The organism is Bradyrhizobium sp. CCBAU 25338, from assembly GCF_028128965.1.
GTDB lineage: Bacteria > Pseudomonadota > Alphaproteobacteria > Rhizobiales > Xanthobacteraceae > Bradyrhizobium > Bradyrhizobium liaoningense.
The window spans coordinates 38,442-60,552 of the sequence record NZ_LFKY01000038.1 but is presented as its reverse complement, the minus strand read 5'-3'; the positions used below and the strand labels follow the sequence as shown (position 1 = coordinate 60,552).

The 22,111-nt window shown below is 64.2% G+C and carries 23 protein-coding genes; 11 read left to right on the top strand and 12 right to left on the bottom strand.

The genetic code is table 11. The annotated features are described in order from the left end of the window. Positions 1–14: 14 nt before the first annotated feature. Both ACM42_RS20480 and rpsU read right to left on the bottom strand, forming a co-directional pair. Complete coding sequence (locus tag ACM42_RS20480) at positions 15–665, bottom strand: tetratricopeptide repeat protein (RefSeq protein ID WP_271529629.1); 651 nt, start codon at positions 663–665, stop codon at positions 15–17. 251 nt (positions 666–916) lie between these two features. After that, entirely contained in the window at positions 917–1,213 is a 297-nt protein-coding gene (gene rpsU, locus ACM42_RS20475) for a 30S ribosomal protein S21 (protein ID WP_008546194.1), read from the bottom strand. Between the two features lie 261 nt (positions 1,214–1,474). On the opposite strand from rpsU, the gene aqpZ reads away from it, so the two are divergent. Next, entirely contained in the window at positions 1,475–2,197 is a 723-nt protein-coding gene (gene aqpZ, locus ACM42_RS20470; protein ID WP_271529628.1) for an aquaporin Z, read from the top strand. Positions 2,198–2,323: 126 nt separating this feature from the next. Here aqpZ and ACM42_RS20465 read toward each other — a convergent pair whose 3' ends face one another. Together ACM42_RS20465 and purE are read right to left on the bottom strand one after the other, a co-directional pair. Then, entirely contained in the window at positions 2,324–3,430 is a 1,107-nt protein-coding gene (locus tag ACM42_RS20465; RefSeq protein WP_271529627.1) for a 5-(carboxyamino)imidazole ribonucleotide synthase, read from the bottom strand. After that, entirely contained in the window at positions 3,427–3,915 is a 489-nt protein-coding gene (purE, locus tag ACM42_RS20460) for a 5-(carboxyamino)imidazole ribonucleotide mutase (RefSeq protein ID WP_271529626.1), read from the bottom strand. Before purE ends, ACM42_RS20465 begins: the two co-directional genes overlap by 4 nt. A 142-nt stretch (positions 3,916–4,057) precedes the next feature. On the opposite strand from purE, the gene ACM42_RS20455 reads away from it, so the two are divergent. Further along, positions 4,058–4,777 (top strand): GGDEF domain-containing protein, encoded by a 720-nt coding sequence (locus ACM42_RS20455; protein WP_271529625.1) that lies wholly within the window; start codon positions 4,058–4,060, stop codon positions 4,775–4,777. A 2-nt stretch (positions 4,778–4,779) separates the two neighbouring features. On the opposite strand, the gene ACM42_RS20450 is transcribed toward ACM42_RS20455, so the two are convergent. The 3 genes from ACM42_RS20450 to ACM42_RS20440 form a co-directional block, all read right to left on the bottom strand. Beyond that, the gene (locus ACM42_RS20450; protein WP_028181614.1) at positions 4,780–5,031 is read right to left on the bottom strand and encodes a hypothetical protein; all 252 of its coding nucleotides are present in this window, start codon (positions 5,029–5,031) and stop codon (positions 4,780–4,782) included. 23 nt (positions 5,032–5,054) lie between these two features. Next, on the bottom strand, positions 5,055–5,273 hold the full coding sequence (locus ACM42_RS20445; RefSeq protein ID WP_271529624.1) for a hypothetical protein: 219 nt from the start codon (positions 5,271–5,273) through the stop codon (positions 5,055–5,057). Positions 5,274–5,386: 113 nt separating this feature from the next. Next, positions 5,387–5,593, bottom strand: coding sequence for a YdcH family protein (locus ACM42_RS20440; protein WP_008546179.1), 207 nt, complete (start codon positions 5,591–5,593; stop codon positions 5,387–5,389). 329 nt (positions 5,594–5,922) lie between these two features. Between ACM42_RS20440 and ACM42_RS20435 the strand changes: the two genes are divergently transcribed. Next, positions 5,923–6,102: a YdcH family protein gene (locus tag ACM42_RS20435; RefSeq protein ID WP_061880823.1), complete on the top strand. Its 180-nt coding sequence runs from the start codon at positions 5,923–5,925 to the stop codon at positions 6,100–6,102. 160 nt (positions 6,103–6,262) lie between these two features. On the opposite strand, the gene ACM42_RS20430 is transcribed toward ACM42_RS20435, so the two are convergent. After that, on the bottom strand, positions 6,263–7,366 hold the full coding sequence (locus ACM42_RS20430; protein ID WP_271529623.1) for an NAD(P)/FAD-dependent oxidoreductase: 1,104 nt from the start codon (positions 7,364–7,366) through the stop codon (positions 6,263–6,265). Between the two features lie 202 nt (positions 7,367–7,568). Here ACM42_RS20430 and ACM42_RS20425 point away from each other — a divergent pair, with 202 nt between their 5' ends. Genes ACM42_RS20425 through ACM42_RS20400 form a run of 6 tightly spaced genes read left to right on the top strand, consistent with a single transcriptional unit; the run spans position 7,569 to position 14,980 of the window. Then, on the top strand, positions 7,569–10,253 hold the full coding sequence (locus ACM42_RS20425; RefSeq protein WP_271529622.1) for an EAL domain-containing protein: 2,685 nt from the start codon (positions 7,569–7,571) through the stop codon (positions 10,251–10,253). A 34-nt stretch (positions 10,254–10,287) separates the two neighbouring features. Next, on the top strand, positions 10,288–11,766 hold the full coding sequence (locus ACM42_RS20420) for a glycerol-3-phosphate dehydrogenase (RefSeq protein WP_271529621.1): 1,479 nt from the start codon (positions 10,288–10,290) through the stop codon (positions 11,764–11,766). A 52-nt stretch (positions 11,767–11,818) separates the two neighbouring features. Then, positions 11,819–12,991: an ABC transporter ATP-binding protein gene (locus tag ACM42_RS20415; RefSeq protein WP_271529620.1), complete on the top strand. Its 1,173-nt coding sequence runs from the start codon at positions 11,819–11,821 to the stop codon at positions 12,989–12,991. Beyond that, positions 12,988–13,902, top strand: coding sequence for an ABC transporter permease (locus ACM42_RS20410; protein WP_271529619.1), 915 nt, complete (start codon positions 12,988–12,990; stop codon positions 13,900–13,902). Before ACM42_RS20415 ends, ACM42_RS20410 begins: the two co-directional genes overlap by 4 nt. A 4-nt stretch (positions 13,903–13,906) precedes the next feature. After that, complete coding sequence (locus tag ACM42_RS20405; RefSeq protein ID WP_271529618.1) at positions 13,907–14,719, top strand: ABC transporter permease; 813 nt, start codon at positions 13,907–13,909, stop codon at positions 14,717–14,719. A gap of 18 nt (positions 14,720–14,737) precedes the next feature. Next, positions 14,738–14,980 carry a hypothetical protein gene (locus ACM42_RS20400; RefSeq protein WP_271529617.1) on the top strand — a complete coding sequence of 81 codons (243 nt, stop codon included), beginning with the start codon at positions 14,738–14,740 and terminating at the stop codon, positions 14,978–14,980. 46 nt (positions 14,981–15,026) lie between these two features. Here the strand turns inward: ACM42_RS20400 and ACM42_RS20395 are convergent, their stop codons facing one another. From ACM42_RS20395 to ACM42_RS20380, 4 genes are all read right to left on the bottom strand, one after another. Further along, positions 15,027–15,878: a carbohydrate ABC transporter permease gene (locus tag ACM42_RS20395; protein WP_028178649.1), complete on the bottom strand. Its 852-nt coding sequence runs from the start codon at positions 15,876–15,878 to the stop codon at positions 15,027–15,029. Continuing rightward, positions 15,875–16,747 (bottom strand): carbohydrate ABC transporter permease, encoded by an 873-nt coding sequence (locus ACM42_RS20390; protein WP_194389795.1) that lies wholly within the window; start codon positions 16,745–16,747, stop codon positions 15,875–15,877. The genes ACM42_RS20395 and ACM42_RS20390 overlap by 4 nt, the downstream gene beginning before the upstream one ends. 94 nt (positions 16,748–16,841) lie before the next feature. Beyond that, positions 16,842–18,227: an ABC transporter substrate-binding protein gene (locus ACM42_RS20385; RefSeq protein ID WP_271529616.1), complete on the bottom strand. Its 1,386-nt coding sequence runs from the start codon at positions 18,225–18,227 to the stop codon at positions 16,842–16,844. Between the two features lie 237 nt (positions 18,228–18,464). Beyond that, complete coding sequence (locus ACM42_RS20380) at positions 18,465–20,393, bottom strand: AsmA family protein (protein WP_271529899.1); 1,929 nt, start codon at positions 20,391–20,393, stop codon at positions 18,465–18,467. Positions 20,394–20,664: 271 nt separating this feature from the next. Here ACM42_RS20380 and ACM42_RS20375 point away from each other — a divergent pair, with 271 nt between their 5' ends. Together ACM42_RS20375 and ACM42_RS20370 are read left to right on the top strand one after the other, a co-directional pair. Next, positions 20,665–21,402 carry a CoA transferase subunit A gene (locus ACM42_RS20375; RefSeq protein ID WP_271529615.1) on the top strand — a complete coding sequence of 246 codons (738 nt, stop codon included), beginning with the start codon at positions 20,665–20,667 and terminating at the stop codon, positions 21,400–21,402. Then, on the top strand, positions 21,402–22,052 hold the full coding sequence (locus ACM42_RS20370; protein ID WP_271529614.1) for a CoA transferase subunit B: 651 nt from the start codon (positions 21,402–21,404) through the stop codon (positions 22,050–22,052). Before ACM42_RS20375 ends, ACM42_RS20370 begins: the two co-directional genes overlap by 1 nt. Positions 22,053–22,111 lie beyond the last annotated feature (59 nt).

Sequence of the window (22,111 nt, the reverse complement as noted above, 5' to 3'; positions counted from 1 at the left end):
GCTGCGCCAGACCGTCAGCCGCCGACGCGGGCGAGGCCGCTGCGGGCGGCGTCATCGCGTGGACGAAGCGCGACGGCCTTGGTGTAGGACGCGGCCGCCTTTGCCCTGTCCCCCAAACGCTCATAAGCCTGTCCGCGCGTGGTCCAGACCTGGGCATTGTGCGGATCCGCCTCGGAGGCTTCATCGAGATCGGCCGCGGCCTCCTTGAGCTTGCCGATCGCGAGATAGCTGGTGGCGCGGCCGAGCAGAGGCTCGACCTTCTGCGGGTTGAGCCCGCTCGCGGCGCTGAAATCGGCGATCGCGAAGTTGTGCTGGTTATTGCCCTGGTAGATCAGGGCGCGGCCATAGAGTGCCTGCGCATTGTAGGGATCGAGCCCGACGGCGCGATTGAACTCGTCGAGCGCTGCCGCGGTCTCGCCTGACTTCGCCAGGGACTGGCCCTTCGCGGTGCGGGCCTGAGCTTCGGCGACGTTGCCGGCGCTCACCGCGCTCTCGGCAGGCGCCTCCGCCTTGGGTGTCTCCTGCGGCTTGTCCTTCTCCGGGATCAGCGATCCCAGATCGAAGGAGCAGCCGCATAGCGCGATCCCCATCAAGCCCAACGCGAGCGGCTGCTGCCAGATCCGGCGTCGCCACGCCAAGCCGCGCTGAGGGAAAGGGGAAGCCATCTACGGTTCGCTCGCGCTAGAGCAGGAGCCGGCAAAGTGTGCCGCGGTTTCCTCTCGCGACAAACGCGGAACGCGTTGGCGCGGAGATCGTGCTCAAACAACTACCTAAAGTGCGATGACCATTCATCCAATCTTATCGCGCTTTAACGCCGCATCGGTCGTGCCCCGTCCCGCGAAGGCACCGCTCACAAACAATAACGCGGGCCAAGGGCCCGCGTCATCGAAAACCGAGATCTTAAAGGTTCGGCAAATCAGCGCGGTCCGCGCGGACCTGCACCGGGGCCGCCACGACCGCCGCGATCACCACCCGGGCCTGCGCCGAACACCGGCTTCGGCTTCATCGGCAGCAGGCCTTCGCGCTGCAGCTTCTTGCGGGCCAGCTTGCGCGCACGGCGCACGGCTTCGGCCTTTTCGCGGGCCTTCTTTTCGGACGGCTTCTCGTAATGACCGCGGAGCTTCATCTCGCGGAAAATGCCCTCGCGCTGCATCTTCTTCTTCAGCGCCTTGAGAGCTTGATCGACGTTGTTATCGCGAACGAGAACCTGCACGCGGCATCCTCTTTAGGTGGATCGGATTTGAATTCTGGTAAGTCAAAGGGGATGGCAAAAAGCCGGGCGCCCTTGGCCTTGAGCGCGCGGATGTATCAGACAAAACCTTGGATGTCCACCGGCCAAGCGGGTTTTCGGGCCAAGTTCGGCCATTAAATGCGGCGAAAATACCTCTGAACGGTCCCAATTTGGGTGGTTTGGCGCCAGAAGGCGGGCCGTTTCCGGAAGTTGATCCGGAGCTGAAATCAGGGGAGATGCCACATGGACATGAAGAAATACGCCGCCGAAGCCATCGGTACTTTTTGGCTCACATTCGCCGGTTGCGGCAGCGCGGTGATCGCGGCCGGTTTCCCGCAGGTTGGCATCGGCCTGGTCGGTGTCTCTCTCGCATTCGGCTTGAGCGTCGTCACCATGGCCTATGCGATCGGGCATATCTCCGGCTGCCATCTCAATCCGGCCGTCACGGTCGGCCTTGCCGCCGGCGGCCGCTTTCCGGCCGGCCAGATCCTGCCCTATGTGATCGCCCAGGTGGCGGGCGCGGTCGTTGCCGCGTGGCTCCTCTATGTCATCGCGAGCGGGGCGCCTGGATTCGACGTCAGCAAGGGTTTTGCCTCCAACGGCTATGATGCGCATTCTCCTGGCCAGTACAGCATGATCGTGTGCTTCCTCACCGAGGTGGTGATGACCATGATGTTCCTGTTCATCATCATGGGCGCCACCCATGGCCGCGCACCGGCGGGCTTCGCACCGCTCGCGATCGGGCTCGCGCTGGTGATGATCCATCTCGTCAGCATTCCCGTCACCAACACCTCGGTGAACCCGGCGCGCAGCACGGGCCCGGCACTGTTCGTCGGCGGCTGGGCGCTGTCGCAGCTCTGGTTGTTCTGGGTTGCACCGCTGATCGGCGGCGCGCTGGGCGGGGTGGTCTATCGCTGGCTCAGCGAGGAGCCCGCCGGCGTCGTTGCGGGCGTGAAGACGGCGTGATCGCAAAGGGGATCGCGGCCGAAGCATGATCCGGAAAAGTGCGTAGCGGTTTTCCGAAAAGATCATGCTTAAACAACAACCCAAAGCGCGATGACGATTTATCGCGCTTTGGCAGCTGCGGTCCCCTCATTTGCCCCTTGGCGGCCGGACTTCGGTGACATGGCCCATCTTGCGGCCGGGGCGCGGTGCACCCTTGCCGTAGATGTGCACGGTCGCGCCCGGCACGCTCAGCCATCTTTCGTAATCGTTGATCTCGTCGCCGATCAGGTTGGTCATGGTGACGACTTCGCCGTGGCGCACGGGCTTGCCGAGCGGCCAGCCGGCGATGGCGCGGATGTGCTGCTCGAACTGCGAGACCGAGGCGCCATCGAGCGTCCAGTGCCCGGAATTGTGCACGCGCGGAGCGATCTCGTTGACGAGCACCTTCGGTCCGGTGCCATTGGCGAGCACGAACATCTCGACAGCGAGCACGCCGACATAGTCGAGCGCGCCTGCGATCTTGCTGGCGATGCTGCGCGCTTCCTCGGCGAGCGCATCCGGAATCGCCGCGGGCGCGCGCGATATCTTCAGGATGTGGTCGCGGTGCTCGTTCTCGGTGACGTCGAAACACTCGACCTCGCCTGCGGCCGAGCGCGCGGCGATCACGGATATCTCGCGTTCGAACGGCACGAAGGCCTCCAGGATCGCCGATTTGGTGGCGAGGCTGGTCCACACCTTGGCGATGTCGTCGCCCTCGCGGATGATGACCTGGCCCTTGCCGTCATAGCCGAAGCGGCGGGTTTTCAGCACGGCCGGAAGGCCGATCCTGGCAATCGCCTCGCGTAGGGAGGTGACGGAGGTGACGTCGGCATAGGCTGCGGTGCCGATGCCGAGCCGCGTGACGAAATCCTTCTCGGCAAGGCGGTCCTGGGTGGTCTCGAGGATCTTGCGGTTGGGCAGCACGGGGCGGCGCGCATCCAGCACCATCGCGGCCGCTGCGGGCACGTTCTCGAATTCATAGGTGATGACGTCGACGTCGTTCGCGAACAACTCGAGCGCTTCGACATCGGCATATTCGGCGCAGGTCGCGTTCAGGACGACGTCGAAGGCCGGCGAGTCCGGATCGGGCGAGAACACCTGGCAGCGCAGGCCAAGCCGGGCCGCAGCCATGGCCAGCATCCGGCCCAATTGTCCGCCGCCGAGGATTCCGATGGTGTCACCGGGCTTCAGCTTCACATGCCTGGTGTCGGTCACGCCTTGTCCTCCGGACGCTCGGCGACCGCCTCAGTTTGCGCCTTGCGCCAGGCGGCGAGGCGATCGGACAGGGCCGGGTCGGACAATGCCAGCACGGCGGCCGCCAGCAGCGCGGCGTTGATCGCACCGGCCTTGCCGATGGCGAGGGTGCCGACCGGGACACCCGCCGGCATCTGGACGATCGAATAGAGCGAATCGACGCCCTTGAGCGACTTGGATTCGACGGGAACGCCGAATACCGGGAGTTCCGTCAGCGCCGCCGCCATGCCGGGCAGATGTGCAGCCCCACCGGCGCCGGCGATGATGACCTTGTAACCGGCAGCCTTGGCGCCCTTGGCGAAAGCAAACAGCCGGTCGGGCGTGCGATGTGCCGAGACGACGCGACTGTCGGCGGCAATGCCGAGCGCATCAAGCGTGTCGGCGGCATGCCGCATCGTGTCCCAGTCCGACTGGCTTCCCATGATGATGGCGATCGGCGCGGTCATGACGTCAATTGTGCCCGGAAAAACAGAAAGATAGGCCAGATTTACGGTTCCGGCCGGCGGCTCGCAAGGCGGTGGCAAGGAGAAGGGAATCCACTATCCTGTCTTGGTGAATCCCCGCAAGCCTTCATTGAGCAGGATGCCCATGAAGAAACCAAGAAGGGCGAGCGCTGCGAAGGCCAAAAACGGCCGGAAGACCAGCGCCGGCCGATCCGCCCCCAAACGGCTGACCAAGCGTCCGGCGAAGCCGCCCCGGCGCGCCGCCTCGGGCGATGGTGGGGCCAAGGACAACGTCAGGGCGACAATCCGGGGCCTGCGAGCCAAGCTCAAGGAGGCGCAGCTCCGGGTCGCGGAACTGGAAGCTGTGGCCGACACCGATTTCCTGCTCGAGATTCCCAACCGGCGCGGCTTCGAGCGCGAGCTTGCGCGCGCCATCGCCTATATGAAGCGCTACCGCGCCAGCGGGGCACTGATCGTGCTCGACGTCGATCGGCTCAAGCCGATCAACGATTCGTTCGGTCATGCCGCCGGCGACGAGGTGCTCAAGGCGATCGTCGCCACGCTGACGCGACAGGTCCGTGCCTCCGACGTGGTCGGCCGGCTCGGGGGCGACGAGTTCGCCCTGCTGCTTTGGAATCTCACCGAGACCGACGCCAAGGCGAAGGCCGCGGCCTTCGAGCAGGCGATCGACGAATTGTCCTTCGTCTTTCGCGGCCAGCACGTGACCGCGGGCGCTTCCGCCGGCGTCGCGCTGCTGGGGGCGCAGTCCGACGCAGGCCGCGCCCTGGAGGAGGCGGACGCCGCCATGTACGTGCGCAAGGCGTGCCGGCGGCACGAGCCGCGGATCAGGCTGGTCAGCAGCTGAACCTACAGTGTCCCCAGATCTTCCGGCACGTTGCCGAATTTGCGCAGCAGCCTGGCGTCGCCGAATTCGCCGGTCACGGGATCGCCGCTGCGGCTGAATGCGACCGCGCCGATGTGGCCGGCACCGTGGGCCAATATCTCGGCGCGCCGCAGCGCCGCAGTCGAGGTCTGGCATTCCTCGGCAGTGCCCGCGACCGGCGAGCCGTCTGCATCGATCAAAAAGGGCATTGCAACGTAGTAGGTCACATCCGACATCGCGTTGCTCCGGTTGTTGAAAATCAGGCGGCGCCGCTCTTGCTCCGCATCTTGCTGCGCGAGGTCTCCGGAATGCAGCCGGCGGAAATCGCCGCCTGCAATTCCTCCAGCTCGGCTTCCAGATATTCATTGGCCATGATCAGCGCCTTGATGGTGCTGCGCAGATTGCCGTCGCACATCGCGATCGCCTGATCACAGGCCTGTTCATAGTGGCTGTTGTCGAGAAGGGGCGTTGCCGACATCTGCGTTGTCCTCGTGTCGTGGCTTGGGCATTTCGGAGGTTTGGGCGCTCCAAAATGTTCCTATTTTGTTCTCATTGAGTCAAGCGGATTCATGTGGGCAGGCCGCTCACGGATCAGGCGATGATGTCGGGGGTAATCTGGTCTTCGATGAACGCGATACGGTCACGCAACAACAGCTTGCGCTTCTTCAACCGCTGTAACCGCAATAGGTCGGGGGCGGGCGATTGATGCAGTGCATCGATCGCGGCGTCCAGATCTCGGTGTTCCTGCTGCAACCGGGTGAGCTCGGCTTCGAGCTCACGCTCGTCTTCATTGGTCATGTCTGCGGTGGCCGAAAACCGATAAGCGTGAGATTAAGGCTGTGGATGCCCTGTGGAAATTATCGTCCTTGCGCGGCGTGATCGCAAGCGATCTGCGATCCTCACTCGCCAATCTCCCGCAAGATATTTCCGCAGGCTGGTGCGACGTCGCGCAGACGCATTGATATCACGGATTTTTCCCGCGCGGTTCCCCTAGTCACGCTTCGTTACATATGAACTTTCAAAAATGACACTGCGACGACGGATACCCATCGACAGAACGAATCGCTGATGTAGACTTACTTGTCCGGATCGAATCCTAAGGTTCAACCCTACCGAGGAGGTTTCGAATGACAATTCAGGCACATCTTGTTGAATTGGAACGGAAGCACAAACTTCTCGAAAACGAATTGCACGAAGCTCTCGTGCACCTTTCAACAGACGACCTGCAAATTGTTGAGTTGAAGCGCCGGAAGTTGATGGTCAAGGACCAGATCGAGCGTCTGAAGCACGGCGATACGCTCCACTAGCGACCCCCGTACATCGTAGAGTTGATCACATCCTTTCAAGCAGGGATGAAGGCATTCGTGCTCATCCCTGCTTCAAGGTGGCGCAAGACGTCTGTCTGGCGCCAGCTTTGTTGGGACCGTTTCTCGACGCCAACCGTCATCCACCTCGCGCGAAAACGCGCTAGATGTCTGCGAGTTCGGCGACGTGATCGGCGATCGCGAGCGACGACGTCAGTCCCGGGGATTCGATGCCGAACAGGTTGATCAGGCCTGCGACGCCGTGATCGCGCGGGCCCTGCATCAAGAAGTCCTGCGTGGCCACAGCCGGCGGCACGATCTTCGGGCGGATGCCCGAATAGCTCGGCATCAGCGCGCCATCGGGCAGCGTCGGCCAGTATTTGCGGATCGCCGGATAGAAGCGCTCGGCGCGTGACGGATCGACCTCGTAGTTGATCGTCTCGATCCATTCGACGTCGGGCCCGAAACGTGCCTGCCCCGCCATGTCCAGCGTCAGATGGACCCCTAGCCCGCCGGGCTCGGGCACCGGATAGATCAGACGCGAGAACGGCGCCTTGGCGTTGCAGCTGAAGTAATTTCCCTTGGCGAGATAGGCCGGAGGAATCCGGTCCAGCGGCATGCCGTCGACGTTGCGCGCGACATTCGTCGCCGACAGCCCCGCGGCGTTGACGAGGAGGCCGCATTGCAGCGTCATCGGCGCCTCGCCGCCGGCCTCGACCTCGATGACGCCGGCATTCGCCTTGGCGCGGATCAGCGGGGTGTGAAACGCGAAGGCCGCGCCGGCGTCCTCGGCCTCGCCGCGCAGCGAGAGCATGTAGGCGTGGCTGTCGATGATGCCCGTTGACGGTGACAGCAGCGCAGCATCGCAGGCGAGCGCCGGCTCCAGCGCCCGCGCGGCCTCGCCCGTGAGCAGCTGCATGTCGAGCACGCCATTGGCCTCGGCATGCGCCTTGATCGATTGCAGCCTCTCGGTTTCCTTCGCACTGGTCGCAACGATCAGCTTGCCGCAATTCTTGTGAGGGATGCCGCGCTCGGCGCAGTAGCGGTAGAGTGCGTGCTTGCCGCTGACGCACATGCGCGCCATCCAGCTCCCGGCGCGATAGTAGATGCCGGCATGGATCACCTCACTGTTGCGCGAGGAGGTGACGGTGCCGATGGCCTCGGCTGCCTCGAGCACGATGACCTCGCGCCCGGCCTGGGCGAGCTTCCGGGCTACCGCGAGCCCGACGACGCCGGCTCCGATGACGATGCAATCGACCCTATCCATGGTTGTGCAGAATGTCCGCTGGAAGTGCCGGTGGCATTGGAGCCGAGAACGAGGGCGCGGGCCCGTTTTCCATTAAGCAAGCATTTATCATGTCAGGGCAATTGCCGCATTTCGCGTCACATTTTTCTGTCGCGCCTACAGGCGTTTACCCGATCCAAACCCGGGAGGCCAGACAATCCGACGTTGAAATCGCGGGTGGCTGATGGCTGAGAAGAACTGGCACGCGGGCAGCACGCTTCCGATTGCTGTGCAGGCCGTCGCATGCCTGGCCGGTGCGGTCACGCCTGCGCGTGCCTTTGCGCTGTCGGACAGCTTTGCCGCTCCGGGCGATCTCACCAAGCTCGATCCCAGCGTGATCTGGGAAGCCCTGATTGCGGGCATCGTCGTGTGCTCGCTCCTCGCCGCGATCGCGCTGTGGATCCATTCCTCGCTGCGCCGGACCAGACGTTTGCAGTTGCGGCGCAACGCCTTCGTCTCCTCCGCCATGAACAATCTCAATCAGGGCGTGGTGATGACGGATGCGCAGCGCCGCGTCATCTTCTGCAATGACCGCTATCTCGAGATCTATGGTCTGACGCGGTCGGATGTCCGGCCCGGCATGGACGGCCGTGAGCTCCTCGCGCTTCGGCGCAAGCGCGGAGTGCTGGCCGCCTCCGACGATGAATTTTACGACAAGGCGGCAAGCGCCAATGGTCTGATCACGGAACTGCCCGACGGGCGGGCCATCCTGGTGAAGTACTTCGTGCTGCCGAACGGCGGCTCGGTGGCCACGCATCTCGACGTCAGCGAGCAGCGCAGGCTGTCGCGGCAGCTCGCCTCCACCAAGCAATTCCTGGAATCGGTGCTCGACCATGTGCCGGCCTGCGTGGCAGCCAAGAGCATCGAGGACGGTTGCTACATCTTCGCCAACAGCGCCTATGAACGGTTCTGGGGATTGTCGCGGGACTTCGCCGTCGGCAGGAATGCGCGGGAGCTGTTTGCGCCGAGTTCGGCGTCCAGCATCGAGGCGGCCGACCGGGCGGCGCTCAATTCGCCGGATGGCCAATACCGCAATGAGTTCGAAGTCGACCGTGCCGGTGCGCGGCGCATGGTCGCCTCGATCCGGATCGTGGTTCGCAACGAGAGCAACAAGCCCGAATTCCTGCTCATCGTGTTCGAGGACGTCACCGACCGCCGCTCGCTGTCGCAGGAGCTGGAGAGCACCAAGAAGTTCCTCGAGCTCGTGGTCGACAACATCCCGGTCGCGCTGATCGTGGAACAGGTCAAGGACGGCCGCTATCTGCTCGCCAACCGCAGCGCGGAGACGATCCTCAACCGCAGGCGCGAGGAAACCACCGGCCTGACCGCGTCCGACATCTTCAATCCCAAGGAAGCCAGGCTGATCATCGCGCGCGATGAGGCCGCGATCAAGAAGCGCGGGATGGTCACCGAGGAGCACCCGATCTCGACCAAGGACGGCCTGCGGCTGTTTCTCACCCGCCGCGCTACCGTGCTCAATGATGCCGGCGAACCGCAATATCTGATCAAGACCCACGAGGACGTCACCGACCGCCGCCAGACCGAGTCGCGCATGGCGCACATGGCCTATCACGACGGCCTTACCGATCTGCCGAACCGCGCTGCCTTCCTCCAGGCGCTGACCCAGATGATCGAGGCCTGCGATGGCACCGGCGAGGAGTTCGCCGTGCTCTGCGTCGACCTCGACGGGCTCAAGGAGGTCAACGACGTCTTCGGCCATGCGCTCGGCGACAAGCTCCTGATCGAGGTAGCCCATCGGCTCCAGGACTCCGCGCGCGGCGGCGTGGTGGCGCGTCTGTCCGGCGACGAGTTCGGCCTGATCATCGATGGCAAGCAGCCCGAGGCGGGCCTCGCACTGGCGCGGCAGATCGGCGAAGCCGTCGCCCGGGAATTCCAGATCGACGGCCGGCCGGTCCGCGCCGGCATCACCACCGGCATGTCGGTCTTTCCGCACAACGGCACCGATGGCGCCTCGCTGCTCGCCAACGCGGGCGCGGCGCTGTTCCGCGCCAAGCAGAAGTCGCGCGGCACGATCGGTCTCTACCAGCCGGAGATGGACCAGCAGATCCGTGATCGCCGCGTGCTGCATCAGGACCTCTCGATGGCGGTCAAGAACGGCGAGCTCTCGCTCGCCTTCCAGCCGCAGGGGATCGCGGGCCACAGCGTCGCCGAGAGCGAGATCATCGGCTTCGAGGCATTGGCGCGCTGGCAGCATCCGGTGCGCGGCCAGGTTTCGCCCGCCGAATTCATTCCGATCGCCGAGGAGAGCGGCCTGATCGTCGAGATGGGCGAGTGGATCCTGCGCGAGGCCTGCCGCGAGGCGGCGTCCTGGCCGAAGCCGCTCCAGGTCGCGGTCAATCTGTCGCCGGCGCAGTTCATGCACGGTGACGTGGTCGGACTGGTCCATTCGATCCTGATCGAGACGGGCCTTGCACCGGGCCGGCTCGAGCTCGAGATCACTGAGGGCGTGCTGATCGAGGATTTCGATCGCGGCCTCGCGCTGCTGCGCCGCCTGAAGGCGCTTGGCGTGCGCATCTCCATGGACGATTTCGGCAGCGGCTACTCCTCGCTGAGCTACCTCCAGGCGTTCCCGTTCGACAAGATCAAGATCGACCGCGCCTTCATCGTCAATCTCGGCCGCAATCCGCAATCGGCGGCAATCGTGCGCGCCGTGATCGATCTCGGCCACGGCCTCGAAATGTCGATCATCGCCGAAGGCGTCGAGACGGTGGACCAGCTCGCCTTCCTCGCCAAGGAGGGATGCGACGGCGTGCAGGGCTATCTGCTCGGCAAGCCGCTGCCGATCGGGAAATATGCCGGCCTCGTCGGTCGCGCCGAAGCCATGGAGCTTGCGCTGAAGACCGGTTAGTCATGGGAGTGCTTCGCTCCCATTCGACGGCTTCATGGCGGATTACGACCTCGCGATCATCGGCGGCGGCCTGAACGGTGTCAGCCTCGCCCGCGATGCGGCGGGCCGCGGCCTGCGGGTTATCCTCTTCGAGCAGGGCGATCTCGCAGGCGCCGCGTCGTCGGCGACGCCGCGGCTGATCCATGGCGATCTCTCGGTGCTGGAGCGCCGCGGTTTTTGGCGGGTGCGCCGGGCTCTGGCCGAGCGCCGGATCTGGCTCCGGATCGCGCCGCATCTGGTCCGGCCGATGCGTTTCGTGATTCCTGCGCATGCGGACGAGCGGCCACCGTGGCTGCTGCGCGGCGCTCTGTTCCTCTATGACAGCCTCGCCAGCCGGAGCGGCCTGGCCCCATCGAAGACCCTCGACATCACCCACCATCCGGTCGGCAACGCGCTAAGGCGCCCATTCGGCACGGCGTTCGAATATTCGGACTGCGTCGTCGACGATTCCCGGCTCGTGGTGCTCACGGCGCTGGATGCGGCCGAACGTGGCGCGGCGATCCGAACTGGGGCACGCTGCGTCCGTGCCGATAGAACCGAGACCTGGCGGCTTGCGGTGGTTGATCGCGGCCATCGCCGCACAATCACGGCCCGGGCCCTGGCCAACGCCAGCGGGGCCTGGATGCCATTGGTTGCGGAGACAGTGCTGCGGCAACCGCAGCCCGCCATGGCCGCCACACAGATGAGCCAGATCATCGTGCCGCGGCTGTTCGAGTCGGACAACGTCTACGTCTTCCAGAACAACGACGGGCGGTTGATTTTCGCAAGCCCGTTCGAGCGGGAGTTCACGCTGATCGGCACCGTCACGCATGATTTCACCGGCGATCCCGCCATCGTCGCGATGACCGGAACCGACGTCAGCTATCTCTGCGAAGCGGCCAGCCGCTACTTCCGCGAGCGCATCGCTCCGGCCGACGTGGTCCGGACGGTTTCGGGCGTCAATTTAAGGCCGGCGTCCGTGCGGCGGGGTGACGGCACGACCCTGTTCCACGCGCGCCGGCGCAAGGCGCCGCTGCTCACGATGTTCGGCGGCGACGTCACCACGTCGCGCCTGCGCGCGGAGCGTGCGGTGACGAAGCTGACGACGTTCTATCCGATGTCACCGCCCTGGACCGCGGGCGCGGCGCTGCCCGGCGGCGATTTTGCCTGGGATCGCTTCGACACCGCGGTCGACCTCGCACGCGAGCGCTGGCGGTTCCTCTCGGAGCCGCAGGCGCAGCGCCTGGTTGCGGCCTATGGCTCGCGATTGCCGGCAGTGCTCGGGGACGCCAGGACCCGCGACGATCTCGGCCCTGCCTTCGGCCCCGAGCTGACCGGCGCCGAGGTGCGTCACCTGATGAGCCGCGAATGGGCGCGCTTCCCGGACGACGTCCTGTGGCGTCGTTCCAAGCTCGGCCTGACCATGCCCGCGGCGGACCGCGATGCGCTGGCAGCGTTCATGGCGGATGTGAACGATTCATCCCGAACTGGTTGAGCTAGGGACGATCGGCCGCTAGCGTGCAGCGGAATCGGGGTTGGCGGGGACCATGACGGACGAGTTGCCCAGAACAGACACCACGGCCAATACGGCCGGTGGAGATCCGTATCCGGCCGCAGGGCAGCCGTTGCTGCGGATCGAGGGCGTCGCCAAGACGTTCGGGACGTTCCGCGCCGTGGATGGCGTCTCACTCGACATCAAGGCCGGCGAGTTCTTCGCGCTGCTCGGTCCCAGCGGCTGCGGCAAGACCACGCTCTTACGCATGCTCGCCGGCTTCGAGGCGCCGGACGAGGGGCGCATCCTGCTCGGCGGCAAGGACATCGCTCAGGCGCTGCCGCACGAGCGCCCGGTCAACATGATGTTCCAGAACTATGCGCTGTTCCCGCATCTGTCCGTGCGGGACAACATCGCCTTCGGCCTGAAGCGCGCCGGCATGCCGCGTGCCGATATTGCCACCCGCGTGGCCGAGATGGTCGCACTGGTGAAGCTCGAAGGGCTCGAGAAGCGCAAGCCGGATCAACTCTCGGGCGGCCAGCGCCAGCGCGTGGCGCTCGCCCGCGCGCTGGCGCGCCGGCCGCAATTGCTGCTGCTCGACGAGCCGCTCGCCGCGCTCGACAAGAAGCTGCGCGAGAGCACGCAAGGCGAGCTGATGGAGCTGCAGCGCCGGCTCGGCATGACCTTCATCATCGTCACCCACGATCAGGAGGAGGCGATGACGATGGCGAGCCGGATCGGCGTGATGAAGGCCGGCAAGCTCGCTCAGGTCGCGAGCCCCCGCGAGCTCTACGAGGCGCCGCGCTCGCGCTGGATCGCGGAGTTCGTCGGCGACATCAATCTGTTCGACGGCGAGTCCAAATTGCGCGATGGTCATCGTCTGGTCATCGGCACGCGTGATGCGGGTGCGCTGGTGGTGGCCGAGCCGCGCGAGCCGGTCGGAGCGGGAAGATTGGCGGTCGCGATTCGTCCCGAGAAGGTCAAGCTGTCGCGCCGCGGTCCGGTGAGCGAGGCCGGTCGTGAAACGGCGATCAACCGGCTGGACGGCGTGGTCGCGGACATCTGCTATCTCGGCGGGACCACGACCTACAAGGTGAAGCTCGACACCGGCGGGATGGTGCAGGCTTCGGTCGTCAACAGCGCACGCATCGACGTCGACGCCTATAGCCTGAACCAGCACGTCGTCGCCTGGTTCACGCCAGACGATTGCGTGGTGTTGCCGTCATGAGCTCCCGCCGCATCTTCGCGCGACCGGCGCGCTTTGCCGCGATCGCACCCTATGTCTGGATGGTGCTGTTCTTCCTGGTGCCGTTCGCCTTCGTGCTGAAGATCAGCCTGTCGCAGACGGCGATTGCACAGCCGCCCTACGCGCCGGTCTTCGACCTGACGGCGGGATGGGACGCGCTCAGGGGCGCCTTTGCCGCACTCTCGGCCGACAATTTCAAGCTGCTCGTCTCCGACGACATCTATGTGTTTGCCTATATGCGCAGCCTCACCGTCGCGGTGACCGCGACCGCGCTGCTGCTTCTGATCGGCTATCCCATCGCCTATGGCATGGCGCGATTGCCGAAGCGCTGGCAGGCGGTGGCGATGGTGCTGGTGATCGTGCCGTTCTGGACCTCGTTCCTGATCCGCATCTATGCCTGGATCAACATCCTCCAGCATGACGGCCTGCTCAACCAGATCCTGCTGGCGCTGCATCTGGTCAGCCAGCCCGTGGTGTGGCTCTCCACCGACACCGCGATGTATGTCGGCATCGTCTATTCCTATTTGCCGTTCATGATCCTGCCGCTCTACGCCACGCTCGCCAAAATGGAGCCGGCGCTGGAGGAGGCGGCCTCCGATCTCGGCGCGCCGCCCTGGCAGGTGTTCTGGCTCGTCATCTTTCCGTTGTCGCTGCCCGGCGTCGGCGCAGGCGTGCTGCTGTGCTTCATCCCGATCGTCGGGGAATTTGTCATCCCGGATCTCCTGGCCGGCTCCAACTCGCTGATGATCGGCCAGACCCTGTGGCTCGAATTCTTCACCAACAAGGATTGGCCGGTTGCGTCCGCGGCGGCCATCGTGCTGCTGGTGGTGCTGCTGGTGCCGCTGCTGCTGTACGAACGGCTGCAGAAGCGGCAGCTCGAACCGGGGCGCTGAGGCGATGCACAAGCTCTCCCGCCTGTCCCGCTTCAACATCGCCTCGCTCGCGCTGGGGCTGGCATTCCTTTATTTGCCGATCCTGATCCTCGTCATCTATTCCTTCAATGGCTCGCGGCTGGTGACGGTGTGGGGCGGCTGGTCGCTGCGCTGGTATCACGAGTTCTTCAATGATCGCGCCATGATCGAGGCGGCCTGGATGAGCCTGCGGGTCGCGGTTGCCTCCGCGACGATCGCGACGCTGCTCGGGACGCTCGCCGCGGTGGCGCTGTCGCGCGGAGAGAGGTTCCGCGGCCGCACGTTGTTCTCCGGCATGCTCTATGCGCCGCTGGTGATGCCGGAGGTGATCACCGGCTTGTCGCTGCTGCTGCTGTTCGTCGCGCTGAACGCCGAGCGCGGCTTCTGGACGGTGACGATCGCCCATACCACGCTGACGATGTGCTTCGTCGCCGTGGTCGTGCAGTCCCGCCTCGGCTCGCTCGATCGCTCGCTGGAGGAGGCGGCGATGGACCTTGGCTGCGACCCGATGCGCGCCTTTCTCTCGGTGACGCTGCCGCTGATCGCGCCCGCGATCGTCGCGGGCTGGATGCTGGCGTTCACGCTCTCGCTCGACGATCTCGTGATCGCGAGCTTCACCACCGGCCCCGGCTCGGCAACGCTGCCGATCAGGATCTATTCGGAGGTGCGGCTCGGGGTGAAGCCCGAGATCAACGCGATCTGCACGCTGGTGATCGCCCTGATCGCGGTTGTCATCGTCGTCGCTTCGCTCGCCTCGAAACTATCGAGTTCGCAGGGCGAGAGCGCCGCGCCGCTGTAGTGTTATCGGAGAGCAACGATGAATCGTGCCGAAGAATGGCGTAAACTGGAAGAGGCTCTGACAAACCTCGTAGGCTCGATGTCGTCTCAACTCTCTATCAGAGACTGCGCGCTACTGGCGGAGTTTATCGACAATCGAGAATTTGGTGTCGCGCTGGAATGGCTGCACTCTTCAGTCGTGGAAAATCGTCTCCAGCCCTCAGCGAGCCAGAAACTTGAGGTTCAACGATTGGCGAAGATGATGGACATCGACCTGCCGTAGCGGTTGCTACGACAGGTATGTGGAATGACGTACGGCGAGATCGAGACTACGACTTCACCGCGCCCGCCGTCAGCCCGCCCACCATGTAGCGGCGGAAGGCGTAATAGACCGCGGCCGGCGGCAGCGCGTAGATGAAGCCGGTGGTCATGAGCAGCTCCCACGGCGAATCGTCGGCGGCAAGGAAGTTGCCGAGTGCGACGGGGAGGGTGATCTCGCGGTCGTTCGAGAGCAGCAGGAACGCGTAGAGATATTCGTTCCAGGCCAGCAGCACCGCATAGGTGCCGATCGCGACCAGCGAGGGCATCATCAGCGGCAAATAGACCAGGCGGAAGATCTGCAGCGTCGTGGCGCCGTCCATGACGGCGGCCTCGTCCAGCTCGACCGGCAGCTTGTCGGAGGCCTGCTTCAGCACCCAGATCGCGTAGGGACTCGCGATCGTCACCATGGCCAGGATCAGCGACCAGTGATTGTTGAGCAGGCCGTAATTGCCCATGGTTCGGTACATCGGCACGGCGAGGAACGCCGCGGGGATGAAATAAGTGAAGAGCGCGAGGTTCAACACCGTGCGCCCGCCCGGCACCTTCAGCCGCGAGATCGAGAACGCCGCCGCGGTCGCGATGAACAATGTCAGCACGCCGACGGAGACCGCGATCACGGTCGAATTCCAGAACTGAATGTAGAAGTCGCGAAGGAAGTAATGCTGCTGCTTGAACACGATCTCGAAATTGTGCAGCGTCGGGTGATCCGGCCACAGCTTGCCCGAGAACGCGTCCTCCTTCGGGGAGATCGCGAACAGGAACATGTGATAGATCGGGATCATCGTCCACAAGAAGACGGGGATGCCGATCAGCAGCAGCCGCGCTTCGGTTCCGACTTCGCGCAAGGAGGGGAGCTTCATCGCGACAACCGTTTCATCATGAAGTACACGAGCGGCAGGACGAACGGCATCGCGCAGACGATCGATGCCATGGCCAGCGAGAGCTGGTCGAGCCGGAGATAGCGGATGCCGAGCGTCGCCAGCACGTGCGTGAGGTCGGCCGGGCCGCCGCCGGTGAGCAGGTAGACGCTGTTGAAATCGCCGAGCGTCCATATCATCGAGAGCAGCGTGCAGGTGACGTAGAGCGTCTGCATCGACGGCCAGGTGATGTAGCGGAATTTCTGCCACCAGCTCGCGCCGTCCACCTCGGCGGCCTCGAACAGATCGTGCGAGATCGCGAGGCGCCCGGTGATCAGGATCAGCGTCCAGAACGGCAGCGACTTCCAGATATGCACGGCGATCGCCATGGTCAGCGCCACCGTCGGATCGTTCAGCCAGTTCGGGCCGTCATCGCCGGTCAAGGAGAAGATATAGTGGTTGATCATGCCCCATTCGGGATTGAGCATGAAGCGCACCGACAGGATGGTCGGGATCGACGGCACCGCCCAGGGCAGGATGAAGATCACCGAGAGCCATTTGATCCAGGTGCGCTGCTGGGCGAAGAAGCCGGACAGGAACAGCGCGATCAGCATCTTGATGTTGATGCCGATGACGAGGAAGATCAGCGTGTTGACCGCGGCGCGCGCAAAGATCGGATCATTGTAGAGCGCCACATAATTCGACGGGGCCCGCGCCAGCCACAACCCGTAGCAGACGGGATAGACCACGAAGGCAAGGAAAACGAGCAGATAGGGCGCGAGCAGCACGATGCCCCAGACCTGCGCCGGGGTCAGCCGCGACGACAAGGGCGGGCCGGGGATTGCCTGATCGCCAGAGAGCGTGATCGCCATTCTTTTCGGACTCTTCAAAGAGAAGCCGGCCGCGTAACGCGGCCGGTATTGTTCTTACTCCTCTCCCCGCACAGCGGGGAGAGGGAAGGTTGGCTTAACCCGCGACCTGCTTGATGCGGGCGATCAGTTCGTCGACGGCCTTGTCGACCGGAACCTTCTCGCTGACCACGCGGTTCATCGCCTTCGCCCACACGTTCTCGTTGTTGAGGATCGTGAACTTCCAGTTCTTGGTGAAATCGAACGCGGCGGTGCCGCCCTTGAACTGCGCGTAGACGGCCTTGCGGTGCTTGTCAGCCTGCCAGAACGGGCTTTCCTGGCTTTCCTTGGTCACCGGGAACCAGCGGCCGAGCGCGCCTTCGATGTAGGGACGGACGTTATCTTCCTGGAGCAGGAAGCTGATGAACTGCTTGGCCTCGGCCTTGTTCTTGGCCGCGGTGAACACCAGTCCGGTCTTGACGTCCGAGCGGTAGCGGATGGTCGAACCATCCGGCGCCTTTGGGAAGGATGCCGTGATGATGTCCTGCTCATAGGCCTTCTTGCCGGCGTCGCGCTGCTCCTGGGTGAGCGCCTGGTTCTGCGAGTCCTCGAACCACTTCGCCGCGATCGAGATCGTGAAGTTGTGAGTCATCACGATGGTCTTGTTGTGGAACGCGACGTTGTTGTCGGGATCCTTCCAGGTGGTCGAGGAGGGCGGGGTGCAGCCCTTGATGTAGGTGTCGGTATAGTCCTTCATCGCCTTGATCAGGCCGTCGCGGACCTTCGGGTCGTCGACCAGCAACTTGCCGTCGTCGTCGACCAGCTTGACGTGGTAGGCATCCATGAAGGTGTAGAACGACTGGAAGGAGTCGGTGGATTCCACGCCCATCGGCTGGCCGACGGCGTAGATGCGCTGGCCGGTGGCCTTGCGGATCGCCGGCTGCACCTTGTCGCACCAGAACGTCCAATAGCCCGTCCAGTCGTTCGGGATGTCGCTCTGCTTGAAGCCGGCCTTCTCCAGCATGTCGTTCCAGATCTGGACGTGCATGCTCTGCTGCTTCAGCGGAAAGCCGTAATAGGCCTTCTTCTTGGCGACGTCATTGTAGAGGATCGACGCATCGAGCGTGTTCTGCACGAACCGGCCCTTGATCGGCTCCATGACGTCCGTGAGATCCTCGAGCTTGCCCTCATAGGCCCACTTGCCCTGCGCCTGCACGTCGTAGGAATCGGAATAGGCGACATCGGGAACCGTGCCGGCATCGAGCGCCGCGACCGTCTTCGGAATCATGTCCTGGATCGCGTATTGCGACAATTCGACCTTGATGCCGGTCTTGGCTTCGAATTTCTTGATCGTCTCGATCAGCGCGTCGTCTTCGGAGCGATAGAAGCCCTTGCCCCACCAGACCGTGATTGTCTTCTGCTGTGCAAAGGCGGGTGCAGTGGCAGCAAAAAGCCCGGCCGCAGCGATTGCCAATGATACTGCGCCAATTACCTTGGATCTCACGTTTTTCTCCCTCAAACGGCCGGTGTTTTTAACCGGTCATATAAAACACTAGCGCAGGATGGTAGCGCAATCAACGCATCTTGTCAGACCTGGGTCGTGGGGGTGTTGGGCCAGAGCAGATGCTCAACGCGTGGATCGATCCAATCGCCGCATCAATCGCGATGGTCGGCCAACACCGGAGAGGCGCCGTCCTCAGTTGAAACTCACCTGAGTCGGACGTCAGCTTAGTTGGACTTGTTAGTTGGACTTGGCGGTCTCTTTAGAATTTTCCGCCGTCGGCGCTTCCGCCGGCGTGGGACGCTTTCCGCTTCCCGTGATGCGCTCGATCGCGGAGCGCACGGCATCGCCTCCCTTGCGGTCCTTCAGCATGTCAAGCAGCGGCGCGGAGGCCGGCGAGCGGCGGATCAGGCTTTCCGGATCGGGGAAGATCAGCGGATCGTCCCAAGGGCCCTGCACCACGAACGGCAATTCGAATCCCGAGGCGCTGTTGAGGCTCGCCACGCCTTTCATGTCGTATTCGCGCGTCGGCACCGAGGCGGTGCCGGTGAGCGTGATCTTCGCCGCCGGCCCTTCGACGCGGATGTCCTCGGCGGTGGCGATGCCGTCGGAGAATTTCACGGCGATGGTGAGATTGGTGTAGGGCGTCGAGCCGTTGCGGAAATTGCCGCCGCCCGACAGCGGCCGCCGCTCCAGCCGCTTCAGGAGCTGCTCGGCGTTGAAGCCCGCGATCGCACCGTCATGACCGGTCACGGTGGCGCTTCCGTCGAGTGACTGCACGAGGCCGAACGGGCTCGATCCGGAGGCGAGGAGTGCGACGTTGATGTTGCCGCGGCCCGACAGCTTGTTGAGGCCGAACAGTTCGGTGGCGCAGGCCTGGAGATCGACGTCGGTGAACTGGAATTGCGCCTTGATGTCGGCGACGGTGTCGGACCGCGCGATGCCGAACGAGCCCTTTGCGATCCCGCCATAGACCTGCGCCTCGCCGACCGAGAGCGCCAGCGTGCCGTTGCGCAAATTGGCGCCGATCGCGGTGCGGCCGAGCTTCGTCGGCCCGACCGTCAGCTTGGCCGCGGACAGGCGCATGTCGAGGTCGGTGGTCGACAATCCGTTGAGATCGAACAGCTGCCGGTTCCAGTCGCGCGCGCCGCTCGCGAGCAGGCGGAACGTCGAGATATAAGGCGTGAAGTCGAGCGCGTCGGCGGCGAGTGTCGCCTGCAGCGTCTGCCGGCCGTTATTGGCGTAGGTCATGACGCCCTCGGCGGCATTGCCGTCGAGCTCGACATTGACATTGGTGAGCGCGATCGAGGCGCCGACGACGTTGGCGCGCGCCTTCAGCGCGAAGCGGCCGAAGCCGCCGCTGCCGGGCTGCGGCTGCCCGGTCCAGCGCAGTGCGTTGCGCAAGGACGGGCTGTCGACGGTGAGCGTGCCTTCCATCATGGGGCTGGTGCGATTGGCGACGCTGCCGTCGAAGGCGAGCTTGAGCGGCGCGCTGGCGATCCGCGCCTTCAGGCCGGACCGGTCGCCGGAGAGGGCGGCGACGAAATCGGAAAAGCTGATCGAGCCGTCGACGCGCTCGCCGCGCCAGTCGAACTGTCCGGTCGCGGCAAAGGAGCGCGAGATCGAAGGCCAGGCCAGCGACAGGTCGATGTCCTCGAGCTTCTCGGTGGCATGTGTGGCGGCGTCCTCGTAGTCGAGCACGCCGTCCTGGATCCGGATTTCGGAGAACGAGACCTGGTTCTCGGCCCCGGGCTTCATGGTGCGCGCGATGGTCTGGATGAAGGGCGTCCAGTTGCTCTCGCCGTCCGGCTTGAGGCTGACATGGATGCGCGGACGCAGCAGCATCAGGTCTGCGATCTCGAACCGCTGCAGCAGCAGCGGCAGCAGCCGCAGATTCGCGGTGAGCACGTCGACCTGGAGCGCTGGCGTGCTGGTGCCGCCGCCCTTGAGGCCGACGTCGTGGAAGGAGATGTAGCTCGCCGGCAGCACCGAAATGTCGATGTTGCCTGCGACATTGAGCTCCAGCCCGGTGACGTCGCGGATCTGCGCTTCGACCGCCTTGCGCAGCGCGTCGCGGTTGATGAGCCAGGAGGTCGCGATCAGGGCGATCAGCGCGACGCCGAGCAGCGCCGCGATCGGCGTCCCGAGGCGCTTCATTCCTTGGGCCATGGTCAATGGCATGTCCTGATCGGGTTGGTCGTTGGAGCCAGAGGGCGGGCCGGGAAACCTGCGCGCCCACACCCAACCCCCGCAACTTGATGGGTTTTCTTGACGCTTTCAAGGCCGCTGCACGGTTATGCCCACGGCGTGGGCAGCTTCTACCACCCAGCGGCGCAGCGGAGAACCCCGTATCATTGACGGCTTCGGACGATTTCGCCTAATAATCGCCGCCAATAAGGCGCGATGCCTGCAAGCCGAAGGTTCAGTCGAGGTTTTTTGCATGAACAAGGTCTATCCCGACGCCAAGTCGGCGCTCGACGGCATTCTAAAAGACAACATGATGATCATGTCGGGTGGCTTCGGCCTCTGCGGCATTGCCGAAGAGCTGTCGGACGCGATCCGGGAGTCCGGTGTCAAGGGCCTGACGGTGGTCTCCAACAATGCCGGCGTCGACGGCATCGGCCTCAGCCGCCTTCTCGAAACCCGTCAGATCAAGAAGATGATCTCGTCCTATGTCGGCGAGAACAAGCTGTTCGCCCAGCAATTCCTCGCCGGGGAACTGGAACTCGAATTCAATCCGCAGGGCACGCTGGCCGAGCGCATCCGCGCGGGCGGCGCCGGCATTCCGGCCTTCTACACCAAGACCGGCGTCGGCACGCTGATCGCCGAAGGCAAGGAAGTGAAGGAATTCGACGGCGAGAAGTACCTGATGGAGCGCGGCCTGTTCGCCGACCTCGCCATCGTGCACGCCTGGAAGGGCGACACCGCCGGCAACCTCATCTACCGCAAGACCGCGCGCAATTTTAACCCGATGATGGCGACCGCCGCGAAGATCACGGTGGCCGAGGTCGAGCATCTGGTTCCGGCCGGTGAACTCAATCCCGACCACATTCACACGCCCGGCATCTTCGTGAAGCGCATCGTCGAGGTCGGCACGGCCAAGAAGCGCATCGAATTCCGCAACACCCGCCCGCGCCCGACGAAGGCGCCGGCGGCCGGCACTGGAGTTGAAATCTGATGGCCTGGACCCGTGAACAGATGGCCGCGCGCGCCGCGAAGGAGTTGCGTGACGGCTATTACGTCAATCTCGGCATCGGCATCCCGACGCTGGTCTCGAACTACATCCCGGACGGCATGGACGTCAGCCTGCAGAGCGAGAACGGCATGCTCGGCATGGGCCCGTTCCCGTATGAGGGCGAGGAGGACGCCGATCTCATCAACGCCGGCAAGCAGACCGTGAGCGAGCTGCCCTCGACCTCGTATTTCTCGAGCGCGGATTCCTTCGGCATGATCCGCGGCGGTCACATGGACCTGTCGATCTTGGGTGCCATGCAGGTGGCCCAGAACGGCGATCTCGCCAACTGGATGATCCCCGGCAAGATGGTCAAGGGCATGGGCGGCGCGATGGATCTCGTCGCCGGCGTCAAGCGCGTCATCGTGGTGATGGAGCATTCGGCCAAGGACGGCGCCAAGCTCCTGAAGCAGTGTAACCTGCCGCTGACCGGCGAGCGCGTGGTCGACATGGTCGTCACTGATCTGGCCGTCTTCACCATCGACAAGCATGGCAATGGCGGCATGGCGCTGATCGAGCTCGCCGACGGCGTTTCGCTCGACGAGGTCAAGGCCAAGACCGAAGCCGAATTCCGCGTCGCGCTGAAGAATACGTAAGCGGGAAACGCTGGGGCGCGCAACACAATACGGTCTGCGCGTCCTTACGATTTTGGTTC

Excerpts from the sequence above, each read along its gene's own strand:
- purE (WP_271529626.1), bottom strand. The coding sequence starts at position 3,915 with ATGACCGCGCCGATCGCCATCATCATGGGAAGCCAGTCGGACTGGGAC.
- ACM42_RS20370 (WP_271529614.1), top strand. The coding sequence starts at position 21,402 with ATGGCCTGGACCCGTGAACAGATGGCCGCGCGCGCCGCGAAGGAGTTG.
- ACM42_RS20420 (WP_271529621.1), top strand. The coding sequence starts at position 10,288 with ATGGCGGATTACGACCTCGCGATCATCGGCGGCGGCCTGAACGGTGTC.
- ACM42_RS20425 (WP_271529622.1), top strand. The coding sequence starts at position 7,569 with ATGGCTGAGAAGAACTGGCACGCGGGCAGCACGCTTCCGATTGCTGTG.
- ACM42_RS20455 (WP_271529625.1), top strand. The coding sequence starts at position 4,058 with ATGAAGAAACCAAGAAGGGCGAGCGCTGCGAAGGCCAAAAACGGCCGG.
- ACM42_RS20395 (WP_028178649.1), bottom strand. The coding sequence starts at position 15,878 with ATGAAGCTCCCCTCCTTGCGCGAAGTCGGAACCGAAGCGCGGCTGCTG.
- ACM42_RS20375 (WP_271529615.1), top strand. The coding sequence starts at position 20,665 with ATGAACAAGGTCTATCCCGACGCCAAGTCGGCGCTCGACGGCATTCTA.
- ACM42_RS20390 (WP_194389795.1), bottom strand. The coding sequence starts at position 16,747 with ATGGCGATCACGCTCTCTGGCGATCAGGCAATCCCCGGCCCGCCCTTG.
- ACM42_RS20400 (WP_271529617.1), top strand. The coding sequence starts at position 14,738 with ATGAATCGTGCCGAAGAATGGCGTAAACTGGAAGAGGCTCTGACAAAC.
- ACM42_RS20435 (WP_061880823.1), top strand. The coding sequence starts at position 5,923 with ATGACAATTCAGGCACATCTTGTTGAATTGGAACGGAAGCACAAACTT.
- ACM42_RS20440 (WP_008546179.1), bottom strand. The coding sequence starts at position 5,593 with ATGACCAATGAAGACGAGCGTGAGCTCGAAGCCGAGCTCACCCGGTTG.
- ACM42_RS20480 (WP_271529629.1), bottom strand. The coding sequence starts at position 665 with ATGGCTTCCCCTTTCCCTCAGCGCGGCTTGGCGTGGCGACGCCGGATC.
- ACM42_RS20405 (WP_271529618.1), top strand. The coding sequence starts at position 13,907 with ATGCACAAGCTCTCCCGCCTGTCCCGCTTCAACATCGCCTCGCTCGCG.
- aqpZ (WP_271529628.1), top strand. The coding sequence starts at position 1,475 with ATGGACATGAAGAAATACGCCGCCGAAGCCATCGGTACTTTTTGGCTC.
- ACM42_RS20380 (WP_271529899.1), bottom strand. The coding sequence starts at position 20,393 with ATGGCCCAAGGAATGAAGCGCCTCGGGACGCCGATCGCGGCGCTGCTC.
- ACM42_RS20450 (WP_028181614.1), bottom strand. The coding sequence starts at position 5,031 with ATGTCGGATGTGACCTACTACGTTGCAATGCCCTTTTTGATCGATGCA.
- ACM42_RS20445 (WP_271529624.1), bottom strand. The coding sequence starts at position 5,273 with ATGTCGGCAACGCCCCTTCTCGACAACAGCCACTATGAACAGGCCTGT.
- ACM42_RS20430 (WP_271529623.1), bottom strand. The coding sequence starts at position 7,366 with ATGGATAGGGTCGATTGCATCGTCATCGGAGCCGGCGTCGTCGGGCTC.
- ACM42_RS20410 (WP_271529619.1), top strand. The coding sequence starts at position 12,988 with ATGAGCTCCCGCCGCATCTTCGCGCGACCGGCGCGCTTTGCCGCGATC.
- ACM42_RS20415 (WP_271529620.1), top strand. The coding sequence starts at position 11,819 with ATGACGGACGAGTTGCCCAGAACAGACACCACGGCCAATACGGCCGGT.